At 70.0% G+C, this 12,592-nt stretch carries 9 protein-coding genes; 7 read left to right on the plus strand and 2 right to left on the minus strand.

Annotated elements, in window-relative coordinates:
* Positions 1-97 precede the first annotated feature (97 nt).
* The gene (locus E7V67_011140; GenBank protein ID WUR15626.1) at positions 98-310 is read left to right on the plus strand and encodes a hypothetical protein; all 213 of its coding nucleotides are present in this window, start codon (positions 98-100) and stop codon (positions 308-310) included.
* Positions 311-323: 13 nt separating this feature from the next.
* Here E7V67_011140 and E7V67_011145 read toward each other — a convergent pair whose 3' ends face one another.
* Positions 324-2,690 (minus strand): PAS domain-containing protein, encoded by a 2,367-nt coding sequence (locus E7V67_011145; GenBank protein ID WUR15627.1) that lies wholly within the window; start codon positions 2,688-2,690, stop codon positions 324-326.
* Between the two features lie 203 nt (positions 2,691-2,893).
* Here E7V67_011145 and E7V67_011150 point away from each other — a divergent pair, with 203 nt between their 5' ends.
* The 6 genes from E7V67_011150 to E7V67_011175 all read left to right on the plus strand — a co-directional run bounded on the left by E7V67_011150 (position 2,894) and on the right by E7V67_011175 (position 12,268).
* The gene (locus E7V67_011150) at positions 2,894-5,866 is read left to right on the plus strand and encodes a TonB-dependent receptor (GenBank protein ID WUR15628.1); all 2,973 of its coding nucleotides are present in this window, start codon (positions 2,894-2,896) and stop codon (positions 5,864-5,866) included.
* 156 nt (positions 5,867-6,022) lie between these two features.
* Complete coding sequence (locus tag E7V67_011155; protein ID WUR15629.1) at positions 6,023-6,358, plus strand: hypothetical protein; 336 nt, start codon at positions 6,023-6,025, stop codon at positions 6,356-6,358.
* 194 nt (positions 6,359-6,552) lie between these two features.
* Positions 6,553-8,679 carry a TonB-dependent receptor gene (locus E7V67_011160; GenBank protein WUR15630.1) on the plus strand — a complete coding sequence of 709 codons (2,127 nt, stop codon included), beginning with the start codon at positions 6,553-6,555 and terminating at the stop codon, positions 8,677-8,679.
* 11 nt (positions 8,680-8,690) lie between these two features.
* Positions 8,691-9,431: an ABC transporter ATP-binding protein gene (locus E7V67_011165; GenBank protein ID WUR15631.1), complete on the plus strand. Its 741-nt coding sequence runs from the start codon at positions 8,691-8,693 to the stop codon at positions 9,429-9,431.
* Positions 9,428-10,894, plus strand: a complete 1,467-nt coding sequence (locus tag E7V67_011170; protein WUR15632.1) for a DUF3526 domain-containing protein — start codon at positions 9,428-9,430, stop codon at positions 10,892-10,894. Before E7V67_011165 ends, E7V67_011170 begins: the two co-directional genes overlap by 4 nt.
* A gap of 18 nt (positions 10,895-10,912) precedes the next feature.
* Entirely contained in the window at positions 10,913-12,268 is a 1,356-nt protein-coding gene (locus E7V67_011175; protein ID WUR15633.1) for a DUF3526 domain-containing protein, read from the plus strand.
* Between the two features lie 105 nt (positions 12,269-12,373).
* Here E7V67_011175 and E7V67_011180 read toward each other — a convergent pair whose 3' ends face one another.
* Complete coding sequence (locus tag E7V67_011180; GenBank protein ID WUR15634.1) at positions 12,374-12,526, minus strand: hypothetical protein; 153 nt, start codon at positions 12,524-12,526, stop codon at positions 12,374-12,376.
* Between the last annotated feature and the right edge of the window lie 66 nt (positions 12,527-12,592).

The following is a 12,592-nucleotide window of genomic DNA, read 5'->3' on the forward strand; positions in this document are numbered from 1 at the left end:
ATTATAGCGAAATGACAACGCCCTGTGCGGATCGCCGTTGCGCCGATGCGGCAGCGCTGCGGCATACTGTCGGCATCACTTTGCTGCGGAGACTGTCATGCCCATTCATTTCAACGTCTTCGGCACGCTGATCGATATCGAACGGCGTGGCCAGGCCTGGCTGGCCTGGCATCCCGGTACCGACGGCAAGCGCCGCCCGGCCGATATCGTCGTGCCGGCCGATCTGGACGAAGGAGAGCTGGCCTGCTACCTGGGCGACCTGCTGCACGAGGATGCCCGCCCAGGCCATGACGAGGTGGTGCGGCTGTAGCCGGGAACCGTGCTCACGCCAGGGTCGCCAGTAACGGCATCAGCGCCGGCAGGTCGACCGGCTTGACGAAGTGGTGCTGGAATCCAGCGCCGCGCGACTGCTCGCGGTCGTGCGGCTGGCCGTAGCCGGTCAGCGCCAGGAACAGCGCGGGACGCGCGCCGGGCATGGCGCGCAGGCGGCGTGCCAGCTCGTAGCCGTCCATATCGGGTAGGCCGATGTCCAGGATGAACACGTCCGGCCAGTGTTCGGCGGCGGCGGCCAGCGCCGCGGCCGGCCCGGACGCCGTACGCGCGTCGTGGCCGACCGACTGCAGCACCTGCGCCAGCGACTGGGCCGCGTCGAGGTTGTCGTCGACCAGCAGGATCGTGCGGGCCGGCCCCACCGCCAGCGACGGCGCGGGAGGTTCGGCGTCGGCCAGCGCCGGCGCCGCCGCGCGCGGCAAGGTCACCGTGAAGCGGCTGCCCTGGTCGCGGCCCGCGCTGCTGGCCTCGACCCGTCCCTGGTGCAGTTGCACCAGGCTGTGCACCAGGGCCAGGCCCAGGCCCAAGCCGCCCTGCGAACGGTCGGGCGTGCGCTCGGCCTGGGTGAACAGGTCGAATACGTGCGGCAGCAGGGCCGCGGAAATGCCGATGCCGTTGTCGGTGACGACGATCCTCACCTCGGTCGCGCTGGTCTCGACGGCCAATACGACGCGCCCGCCCGGCGGCCTGTACTTGACCGCGTTGTTGAGGATATTGGCGACGATCTGCACCAGCCGGGTACGGTCACCGACCACCCATGCCGGGGCAGCGGCCAGCTGCGGTTCCAGCGCATGGCGGCGTGCTTCCAGCAGCGGACGCACCTGTTCGACCGCGCTGGCGACGACGGTCTTGATGTCGACATGCTGGCGCTCCAGCTCCACCAGGCCGCGCGTGACGCGGGACACGTCCAGCAGGTCGTCGACCAGGCTCGTCATGTGGTGCACCTGGCGTGAAATGACCTCGCTGGTCTGGCGCACGCGGGCCGTGTCGGCGGGCGCCAACGCCAGCAACTGCGCCGCATTGCTGATGGGGGCCAACGGGTTGCGCAGCTCGTGCGCCAGCATTGCCAGGAACTCGTCCTTGCGCCGCGCGGCCGCTTTCAGGTCTTCCTCCGCGCGCTTCTGGTCGTGCACGTCCGTCAGGGTGCCCATCCAGCGCGTGATGGCGCCGTTGTCGTCGCGCACCGGCAGCGCGCGGTTCAGCACCCAGCGCCACTCGCCGGCATGGTGCGCCAGGCGGTGCTCGACCTCGAACGGGCCGCCGTCGGCCAGGCTGCGCCGCCAGGCTGCGTCCAGCACCGGCAGGTCGTCCGGGTGCACACAGGCGCGCCAGCCGGCACCGGCCAGTGCGGCGGCGCCATGCCCGGTGAACTCCTCCCAGCGGTGGTTCAGGTAGTCGTTGCCGTTTTCCGGCGTGGCCGACCATACCATCTGCGGAATCACGTTGGCGATCGAGCGGAACTTGCGTTCGCTCTCGGCGCGTGCCAGCTCCGCCTCCTTGCGCGCCGAGATGTCCACCGCCACGCCGGCGAAGCGGCGCCGCCCGGTGGAGGGGTCGGCGAACACCTTGCCGCGCGCGTTGACCCAGGCGTCCACGCCGGACGGCTGGGGGATGCGGTATTCGATGTCGTACAGGGTTTCGTCGCGGACCGCCGCGTCGATGGCCGCAAGCACGCGCGCGCGGTCGTCGGTATGGATCATCGACGTGAAGCGCTCCAGCTCGGTGCCGGCGCCGGCCAGCGCGGCATCGACCTGGAACAGGCGCGCGAAACGCTCGTCGACGTAGGTGGCGCCCGTGTCCAGGTCGTAGGACCAGGTGCCGATATTGCCAGACGCCTCCAGCGACAGCGCCAGGCGCTCCTCGGCCTGCTTGTGGCGCGCCAGGGCCAGCACCTTGGCCGTGTCCTCGACCACCAGGCAGACCAGGCCCAGCACCACGCCGCATTCGTCGCGCACGGGGCTGTACGAGAACGTGAACCAGGTTTGTTCCGGATAACCGTTACGTTCGAGCGTGACCGGGAAGTTCTCGAAGAAGCTGGACGAGCCGGCCAGCGCACCCTCGATGATGGGACGTACCGTCGGCCAGGCTTCCGGCCACACTTCGTGGAAGGGGCGCCCCAGCGCCGTGTCGGCGCGCGCCCCCAGTACCGGCCGGTAGGCATCGTTGAAGAACAGGTACAGGTCCTCCGACCAGGTGATAAACGTCGGGAACGAGGTGCCGAGGGCAATGCCGAGCGCGGTGCGCAGGGCCGCGGGCCAGCCCTCGACCGGCCCCAGCGGGTGGCTGTGCCAGTCGTAAGCCGCGATGCGCGCACCCATGGCGCCGCCATTGTTCAGGAACGCCTGGCTGTCTGTCTGCATGCTATGCACGGAAGAGTCTGCGATATCGATCCGCTATTTTACTCAACAACAAGGTTTTCCTCGGTCCGGTTGCGCGTTGCGCAAAAGCTACGCCCTGCTCAAGTCCTTGATTGATTGCAAAACGACACTCCTGGCGGCAACGTGCTGTCCTACCATCGGTACGCCTGGAGAAGGGGCTGACCGGATCGAAGCGGAGAGAACGCATGAAGACAAGCGGGAAGACAGGAATGGCGGCGCGGCCGACGGCACTGGCGCTGGCGGCGGCGCTGGTGGTGGGCGGCATGCCCGCGAGGGCGCAGGAAATGGCGGCGGGCGACCCCAGCGTGGTGGTGGTCACGGGCTTCCGCGCCAGCCTGAACAGCGCATTGAACACGAAGAAGAACGCGGACGGTATCGTCGACGTCATCAAGGCGGAGGACATCGCCAAGTTTCCGGACGCGAACCTGGCCGAATCGCTGCAGCGCGTGCCCGGCGTGGCGCTGGCGCGCGGCGACGGCGGCGAGGGCAAGCAGATCACCGTACGCGGCCTGAACGCCGGCTTCACGCGCGTGCGCATCAACGGCATCGAAGGTGTGGCGGCCACCGGCGCCTCCGACATCAACGGCAGCACCAACCGCTCGCGCGGCTTCGACTTTTCCGTGTTCGCTTCGGAGCTGTTCAACAGCATGGAAGTGCGCAAGACGTCCGAGGCGGCCGTGGAGGAGGGCTCGCTGGGCGCCACCGTCGACCTGCGCACGGCGCGCCCGTTCGACTTCAAGGGCCGCACCTTCAGCCTGGGCGGCCAGGAATTCCACAACACGCTGACCGAGAAGACCCAGCCGCGCGTGACGGCACTGCTGTCGGAGCGCTGGGAAACGCGGTACGGCAAGTTCGGCGCGCTGGTGTCCGGCGCGTATGCCAAGCGGCGCGCCACCGAGGAGGGCTATGAAGGCGTCGAGCTGCTGTCGGCCAGCTTCGACGGCGGCTTCTGTTCGCCCTTGGGCGCCACGCCGCAGAACCCCGCCAGCAGCGCGGTCAAGGGCATCGACGCGGCCAACTGCGGTTTCGGCGTGCCGCGCACGGGCAGCCTGGCGGCCTGGAACGAGGTGATGGGCCGCAGCGACGACTACGGCGGCACGGTGGCCGCGCCGCCGCCCGGCTCGGGCGCCTTCCATCCGCGCCTGCCGCGCTACCGCCGCTCGCAGACCGACTACGAACGCACCGGCCTGACGGGCGCGCTGCAATGGCGCCCCGGCGCCGCGACGGAACTGAACCTGGACCTGATGTACGGGAAGTTCGCCAACAAGCGCTACGACAACTACATCTCCGCGATCTCGTTCGCGCGCAGCCTGGCGCAGGCCAACGGCAAGCCGCAGACGTCCATCGTCGATGCCCACTTCGACCAGAACGGCAGCTGGGACTACGGCAAATTCAACGGCGTGGACATCCGCACCGAAGGCCTGCTGGACGTCTACACCACGAAGTTCCGCCAGCACGTGCTGGCCGGCAGCCACCAGGTCAACGATCGCCTCAAGCTCAACTTCCTGCACGGCACCTCCGACTCGGAACTGGACGAGCCGATGCGCGCCACCGTGCAGTTCGACGCGCCCAACGTGAACGGCTTCGCGTTCGACTTCCGCACCAACCGCAACGTGCCCACGCTGAACTTCGGCATCGACGTGGCCAATCCGGCCAACTTCACCTTCGGCCCGCAGGAGGCGGACGGCACCCTGCACGGCCAGTTCGTGGGGCGCTACCTGAACACCCGCAACAGGCTGCGCACGACGGAGCTCAATGGCAGCTGGGAAGCGAACGAGCACGCCACCGTCAGGCTGGGCGTGTCGCGCCGGGCGAACACGTGGAGCAACCTGGAGCTCGGCTCGGGCGGCAATGGCCTGGCGCTGCCCGCCGGCGTCACGCTGGCCAGCCTGACGCGCCAGATCACGGGCTTCGGCGCGGGCCTGGGCGGCACGGGCGTGCCGTCGTCGTGGACGGCGGTGGACCTGGACAAGCTGCGCGCCGTCCATGACATCGAATGCCATTGCGCGGCCGTGCCGGGTTCCGAATACAACGTGCTGGGGCAGGCCAACCGCCGCGTCGAGGAGAAGATCGATGCCCTGTACGGCATGGTCGATTTCAACGCAGACCTGGCCGGCATCGCCTGGCGCGGCAACGTGGGCGTGCGCGGCGCCGAGACCACGGCCACGTCGATGGCCATGATCAACGCCAACGGCACGCTGGTACCGAACGTCGTCACGAAAAAATACCGCGACTGGCTGCCGGCGCTGAACCTGACCGCACAGCTGCCGCGCGACGTGTTCCTGCGCTTCTCGGCCGGCAAGACCCTGTCCCGGCCGGAGTACGTGGACCTGGCCCCGTCGGCCACCGTCGCCCCGTTCGCGCAGACGGTCACGATCGGCAACGGCGAACTCGACCCGATCCGCGCTCGCACCTACGACCTGCAGGCCGAGTGGTATTACGCGAAGAACGCGATGGTGTCGCTCGGCGTGTTCCGCAAGGAGATCGACTCGTTCATCCAGACCGTGTCCGAGCGCGCCGTGTACTCGTCGCTGGGCCTGCCGAACGAGCTGCTGCTGGGCGGCGGCTGTTCGCTGACGGGCGGCACGCCGGGCTGCCCGACCCTGCCTTCGACGACGGTAGTGGTCAGCCGCAAGGTGAATACGCCGGGCGGACCGTTGAACGGGCTGGAGGCGAGCCTGCAGGCGCCGTTCAGCTTCCTGCCGGGCCGCTGGAGCAACCTGGGGCTGCTGGCCAACTATACCTACGTGAAGTCGAAGATCACCTACATCACGCGGGTGGACAACCCGACCACGGCGGCCAACGAGCAGCTGACGGTGACGGACAACTTCACCGGCCTGTCGCCGCGCGCGGCCAACCTGACCTTGTATTACGAGGACCCGAAGTTCAGCGCGCGCGTGTCGGCCGCGCACCGTTCCAGCTATTTGCTGGCGGTACTGGGCAATGTGCAGGGGCATGACAACACGATCGTCGATGCCTCCACCAACGTCGACTTTTCGCTGTCGTACAATCTGACGCCGCGGCTGCGCTTGAGTTTCGAGGGGCAGAACGTGACGGACGAGCCGCTGCGCTACGGGCGCGACACGGCGCGCGACGATACGCTGCTGTACGTGCATTCGGGGCGCTCGTTCGTGCTGGGGCTGAGCTACAAGTTCTAGAAGACCCACGGTGTCAGGCACCTGTTTGCGGGTCTCCGACCCGCAAACAGGTGCCTGACACCACCGGGTTTGGCGCCGCGGAGGTTGCAGACAGACCCCATGGTTTTTCAGGCAAGCCGATGCTATACTCGCCCGCAATCCAACGACGGCTTGCCCATGCACCTCGCCACCGAACAATCGACCGCCACCAGCCGCACGCTGCCGCGCGCCATGCGCGTGCTTGTGTGGCTGTGCGCGTTGCTGTTCACGGTGGGGCTGCTGCTGTCGTCCACCCACCACCATGACCTGGCCGACGTCAAGACCGATTGCGTCAGCTGCCATGCCGCTGGCAACCCGTTGTCCGACCTGCCGCCGGTGAACGCTGTACTGATGGCAGTGCTGCTGGCCGTCGCCTACGTACTGGCACGGTTGCCGGTCTACAGCTTCGCTCCCGCTCCCAGCTACCTGATCCCGGCGCGCCAGGCGCCGCCCGCCGTTCCCTCCCTTCGCTGATCGTCCGCCGCCTGGCTGACGTGCCGCCGCGCCGCTGAGGCGACGTCGCGGCGCGCCTGCTCATGCCTGCGCGTGCGGCGCATCGCGCATCCCTTTCCGTCCGCCGGCGTTGCCGTCGCGTGCGTCCGACCGGCGCGCGTGTGGCCGCGCACGCCGGCGGCGACCCCGTTCGCAACAACCAGAAGAAAAGCATCATGAAAGTCCATACCGTATACCTGGCCGGCACCGTGCTGGCCTTGCCGGCCGCGTGCGCGCTGGCGCAAAGCGTCGACGTCGTCGAAGTCGTCGGGCGCCGCTCCGCCGGCGCCTATCATGCCAGCGAGGCCGATGGCGCCAAGACCGACCTGCCGCTGCGCGAGCTGCCGCAGGCCGTGCGCGTGATGTCGCGCCAGTCGCTCGACGACCTGGGCGCCACCCGCGTCGACGACGCGCTCGACTACGTCGGCGGCGTCTCGCGCCAGAACAATTTCGGCGGCATGTGGGACAACATCGCCATCCGCGGCCTGGCCGGCGACTCCAACACCGGCATGGCGCTGCTGCAAAACGGTTTCGCCGGCAACCGCGGCTACCACGGGCCGCGCGATACGGCCAATATCGAGCGCATCGAGTTCCTCAAGGGGCCCGCGGCCGCGCTGTACGGTGCCAGCGAGCCTGGCGGCACGCTCAATATCGTGACCAAGCGGCCCCTGTGGCGCAGCGCCCAGGCGCTCGAGGCCTATGCCGGCAGCGACGGCTTCTACCGCACCACGCTGGATGCCACCGGACCGCTGGCCGACGCCGTGGCCTACCGGCTCAACGCGGCGGTGGAAAAACGCGGCAGCATGCGCGACTTCGTCACCACCCGGCGCACCTTGCTGGCGCCGGCGCTGACCTGGCGCGTGGCGCCCGGCAGCACCGTCGACTACCGCGGCGAGTGGCAGCGCCACCGCGGCCTGCTCGATCGCGGCGTGGCGGCCATCGGCGGCCGGCTGGACGCGCTGCCGCGCTCGCGCTTCCTGGGCGAGCCGGCGGACGGCGACCTGGAGGTGAGCAATACCACCCACCAGCTGACCGTGCAGCACGTGCTGCGCGAGCAGGGCGGCGAACGCTGGGCGCTGCGGGCCGGCCTGGCATGGAAGGAAGGCTCGATCCTCGGCTACGCCACCGAAGCGGCGGCAACGCTGCGGCCGGACGGGCGCACGCTGTGGCGCCAGCGCCGCTACCGCGACTACGATGCGCGCGACGTGGTGCTGCAGGCCGAGCTGGCGGGCCAGGTGCGCTGGGGCGGTGTCGGCCACGACGTCCTGATGGGCGTCGAAACCTACCGCTTCCGCAACGACCAGCTGATGATGCGCGTGCTGCCCAGTGCGGCCGCGCCCTACGCCATCGACGTGCTGGCCCCCAGCTACCGTCCGCGCGAGCAGCTGCCGCAGGTGCTGCCGGCCACCGACACGCGCGAGCGCCAGCGCAACAGCGCCCTGTACCTGCAGGATGCCCTGCGGCTGGGCGAATCCTGGCGCGTGCTGGCCGGTGTGCGCCTGGACCGCTACCAGCAGTCGTTGCACAACCGCCGCACTGGCGTGACAACGCAGCAGGACCCGCATGCGACGTCGCCGCGCCTGGGCGTGTCCTACCTGGCCACCCCGCACTGGACGCTGTTCGCCAACGCCGGCCGCTCGTTCCGGCCCAACAGCGGCACCGACGTAACGGGCGCCGCGCTGGCGCCGGAGCACGGCCGGGCCAGGGAGGCGGGCGTCAAATGGGAAGGCGCGGATGGCCGCGCCGGTGCCACGCTGGCGCTGTTCGACATCGACAAGCGCGACGTCGTCACCGGCGACCCGGCCAATCCGGGCTACTCGATCGTGGCCGGGGCCGTGCGCAGCCGCGGGCTGGACGCCGATTTCACGGGCCAGCTGGACCGGCATTGGCGCGCCAACGCCAGCCTGTCGTACATCGACGCCGAAGTGGTGCGCGATAACGTGCTGGCCGTGGGCAGCCGCCTCGTCAACGTGCCGCGCATCAACGGCAGCGTGCTCGTGATGTACGAGGGCGCGGCGGCGGGACGGCCGTTCGGCCTGGGCGGCGGCGTCACGTACAGCGCGCGCCGGCCGGGCGACTCGCGCACCCAGGCGCAGATCGCCGCCGGCACGCCCGTGTTCGAGCTGCCCGCCTACACGCAGGCGCGCCTGACCGCGTGGTGGCGTGTGACGCCGCTGGTGCGCGTGTCGCTCGACATCGACAACCTGTTCGACCGCACCTGCTACACCAGTTCCTACCAGTCCACCTGGGTCGCGCCCGGCGCGCGCCGCACGGCGGTGCTGGGCCTGCAAGCCAGATTTTGAAAGGAGTAAGCATGAGCAAGACTGCAACCATTACCGACAGCACCGCCCTGGAACTGACCGACGTGACGGTACGCTACGGCGCCGCCGACGTCCTGCAGGGCCTGTCGCTGCGCGTGCGGCGCGGCGAGATCTATGCCCTGTTGGGGGGCAACGGCGCCGGCAAGTCCACCACGATCAATGCGCTGCTGGGCTTCGCGCCGCTGGCGGCGGGGCGGGTGCGCGTGTGCGGCATCGACGTGGCGGCCGACGTACTGGCCGCGCGCGCGGCGCTGGCCTACGTGCCGGAAAACGTGGCGCTGTACGAACACCTCAGTGCGCGCGAGAACCTGGCGTATTTCCTGCGCCTGGCCGGCGCCGGCACGGAGGGCATCGATCACGCGCTGACGACGGTCGGCCTGGCGCGCGAGGCATGGGAGCGGCGCCTGGCGGGCTACTCGAAAGGGATGCGCCAGAAGGTCGCCATCGCGCTGGCGCTGGCCCGGGCCGTGCCGGTGCTGCTGCTGGACGAGCCGACCACGGGCCTGGACCCGCAGGCCACCAGCGAATTCAACCGCATGCTGCAGGACCTGCGCGGCCAGGGCGTGACGATCTTCATGGTGACGCACGACCTGCTGGGCGCGGCCGAGGTGGCCGACCGCATCGGCTTCCTGGACCGTGGCCGCATCGTCCAGGAACTGGCAGCCGAGGGCGCGGCCCGGTTCGACGTGCAGGCGCTGTATGCCCGCTATGCCAGCACGCGGAGGGCCGCATGAACGCGGCGGTACTGCCGCGCGCGGCCGGCGGCGCCGGCTTCGCCAGCGTCGCCTGGACCGTGTGGCGGGCCGAGTGGCGCGCGCTGCGCCGCAGCGCCGTGGCCGTCACGGCCGGCCTGTTGCTGCTCGCGCTGACCCTGGTGGCCACCTTCGTCAGCCACGAGCAGATGCGCGCCGTCGAGGCCGAGCGCGCGCACCTGCAGCACGAGGCGGACGAGCAGTGGAATGCCCAGCCGGACCGCCATCCGCACCGGGTGGTGCATTACGGCCACTACATCTTCCGGCCCGTCAGCCCGCTGGCGTTCTTCGACTTCGGCGTCGATCCGTACACGGGGCACACCTTGTACCTGGAAGGGCACCGCCAGAACAGCGCCAATTTCAGCGAGGCCGGCCAGTCCTCGGTGCTGCTGCGCTTCGGCCAGCTGACGCCCGCGTTTGTCGTGCAGACGCTGGCGCCGCTCGTCATCGCCTTCCTGGCCTTCGGCAGCGTGGCGCGCGAGCGCGAACGGGGCCAGCTGCGCCTGCTGGTGGCGCAAGGCCTGCCAGGCACGGCGCTGCTGGCGGGGAAGCTGGCCAGCCACGCGGCCGTGGCGCTGCTGTTGGCCGCCCCGGCGCTGGCGGCGCTGGCGACGATCGCCGCGCTGGAGAGCGCCGTGCGCGGGCATGCGCTGTGGATGATGGCCGGGTATGCGGCCTATGTGGTGCTGTGGGCGCTGGCCGCCGTGCTGGTATCCACCGCCGTACCGCGTGCGCGCGACGCGCTGCTGGCGCTGGTCGGCGCCTGGATCGTCACCGTGATCCTGCTGCCGCGCGTGCTGCCGGACGTGGCGGCGAGCCAGGTGGCGCGGCCCACCCGCATCGAAACCGAGGTGGCGATCCACCGCGAGGCGGCCGCGCTGGGCGACAGTCACGATCCGAACGACCCGCACTTTGCCGAGTTCCGCCGCAAGGTGCTGGCGAAATACGGCGTCGCACGGGTGGAAGACCTGCCCGTCAATTATGGCGGCCTGGTGATCGAGGAGGGCGAGCGGCTGACCAGTGCGCTGTTCGTGCGCCACATGCACGAGGAGTTCGCGCGCCAGGATGCGCAGGCCGGCATCGTCGCGGCGGCGCAGCTGGCCAGCCCGGTGCTGGCGTTGCGGCGGCTGTCGAACGCGCTGGCCGGCTCGGACCGGGCCAGCCACGAGCGCTTCCTGCTGGAGGGCGAGGCCTACCGCTACCGCATGGTGCAGGCGCTGAACCGCCTGCACGTCAACGAAGTGCGCTACCAGGGCGACCGCGACCAGCGGATCGGCAGTCATTTCTGGCGCGAGCTGCCGCGCTTCAAGCACGAGCCGATCGGGCTGCCGACGATCGTCGAACGGCAGGTGCGTCCCGCGCTGGCCGTGTTGGCCCTCTGGCTGGCCGCACTGGTCGGCGGCGCATGGTGGCTGGCGCGCCGGCTGGAGCGTGCCCCGCGCTGAATGAATGGAGAACATGATATGAATACCCTCAAGCTTGAACTGCGCCTGGCGCTGCATTCGCGCTTGGCCAAGGGCGCGCTGTTGCTGCTGCTGGCATTGAGTGCGCTGGCCGTCTGGAGCGGCCTGCACGCGGTGGACCAGCAACGGCAAGCACTGGTCCGCATCGCCACCGTGCAGCGCGCCGACGTGACGGCCGTCGCGCACAAGTACCGCGATGGCGGCGAGGCCGGTTACGCGGCCTATTCGACGCCGCACCTGACCGACCATCCGCCGGCGCCGCTGGCCTTTGCCGCGTTCGGCCAGCGCGACGTGCAGCCGTTCGCGCTGCGCGTGCGCCTGCTGGGATTGCAGGCCCAGTTGTACGAATCGGAGTCGATCAATCCGGAGCTGGCCGCGGCCGGGCGCTTCGATTTCGCCTTCGTGCTGGTCTACCTGGCGCCGCTGTTCGTCATCGCGCTGATGCACGACCTGGTCGCGGGCGAGCGCGAGGCGGGGCGGCTGCGGCTGGTGCATGCGCTGCCGGTGCCGGGCGCGCGGCTGTGGCGCCGCCGCATCGCGCTGCGCTTCGTCCTGGTGCTGGCGGCGCTGGCGCTGCCGCTGCTGTGCGGCGCCGCCAGCGCCGGCGTGGCGGCGGGCCACATGCTGCTGGTCTTGGCCATCGCGGCCTTGTACATGGCGTTCTGGTTCGGCATGGCGGCGGCGGTGGCCGCCGGCGTGCGCACGTCGGCCGGCGGCGCGGCCGTGCTGCTGGCCGTGTTCGTGGTGCTGACCCTGGTGCTGCCGACCCTGGTGAACGGCGCCATCGGCCGCGCCGTGCCGGTGTCGAAGGGCGCCGAGCTGGCGCTGGCGCAGCGCCAGGCCGTGCACACGGCGTGGGACCGGCCCAAGGAAGAGACGATGGCGCAGTTCTTCCGCACCCATCCCGAGTGGCGCGATACGCCAGCGCTGACCGGGAAGTTCCAATGGAAGTGGTACTACGCGATGCACCAGGCCGGCGACGATGCGGTGGCCGGCCAGGTGGACGAGTACCGCGCGGCGCTGACGGCACGGGAACGGTGGACCGGCCACAGCGGCTGGCTGCTGCCGTCGGTGGCGGTGCAGGCCGTGCTGCATCGGCTGGCCGACACCGACCTGCATGGGCAACTGGCGTACCTGGACCGGGTAGCCGCGTTCCACAAGCAGTTGCGCGGCTACTTCTATCCGTACATCTTCAATGAGCGCTCGTTCGGGCCGGCGCAGTTCGCCGGGTTGCCGCGATGGCAGCGCGGCGCGGCCGGCGGGACTGTCGCGCTGGGCGCGGTGGTCGCGTTGGCGCTGCTTGCAGCGGTGGCGGGTGGCGCCGGCAGCGCCGCGTTGCGGCGCGTGCGGCCATGACCGCGGGCCGCCGCCAGCGCTTGTAAACACCGGGGACTTTGTCAGCGTCCAGACGCAAAAAAGGCGGCCACGCGGCCGCCTCGATCGATGGCGATACTTTAACGCTCAGGCCGGCGGGAAGCGGCCGTCGACGTACGGCGCGCCCCAGCGCTCGAACAGGCGGCGCAGGCGCGCCTTCAGCAGCGGCATGTAGCGGCGGTAAGCGTCGGCGATGACGATCGCGGGTGCGTCTTCGACGCGGAATGGGGTGGCGGACATGGCGACTCCTCGAAATATATACCTCTGGCAATAGTTGTAGCTTACGCTTGCCCGAGTTATTCGTCC

It is taken from the genome of [Empedobacter] haloabium (genome assembly GCA_008011715.2).
Lineage (GTDB): Bacteria > Pseudomonadota > Gammaproteobacteria > Burkholderiales > Burkholderiaceae_D > Rugamonas > Rugamonas haloabia.

What these genes read in the sequence shown, in the direction of transcription:
- E7V67_011140 (WUR15626.1), top strand. Translation starts at nt 98, where the DNA reads ATGCCCATTCATTTCAACGTCTTCGGCACGCTGATCGATATCGAACGG.
- E7V67_011145 (WUR15627.1), bottom strand. Translation starts at nt 2,690, where the DNA reads ATGCAGACAGACAGCCAGGCGTTCCTGAACAATGGCGGCGCCATGGGT.
- E7V67_011150 (WUR15628.1), top strand. Translation starts at nt 2,894, where the DNA reads ATGAAGACAAGCGGGAAGACAGGAATGGCGGCGCGGCCGACGGCACTG.
- E7V67_011155 (WUR15629.1), top strand. Translation starts at nt 6,023, where the DNA reads ATGCACCTCGCCACCGAACAATCGACCGCCACCAGCCGCACGCTGCCG.
- E7V67_011160 (WUR15630.1), top strand. Translation starts at nt 6,553, where the DNA reads ATGAAAGTCCATACCGTATACCTGGCCGGCACCGTGCTGGCCTTGCCG.
- E7V67_011165 (WUR15631.1), top strand. Translation starts at nt 8,691, where the DNA reads ATGAGCAAGACTGCAACCATTACCGACAGCACCGCCCTGGAACTGACC.
- E7V67_011170 (WUR15632.1), top strand. Translation starts at nt 9,428, where the DNA reads ATGAACGCGGCGGTACTGCCGCGCGCGGCCGGCGGCGCCGGCTTCGCC.
- E7V67_011175 (WUR15633.1), top strand. Translation starts at nt 10,913, where the DNA reads ATGAATACCCTCAAGCTTGAACTGCGCCTGGCGCTGCATTCGCGCTTG.
- E7V67_011180 (WUR15634.1), bottom strand. Translation starts at nt 12,526, where the DNA reads ATGTCCGCCACCCCATTCCGCGTCGAAGACGCACCCGCGATCGTCATC.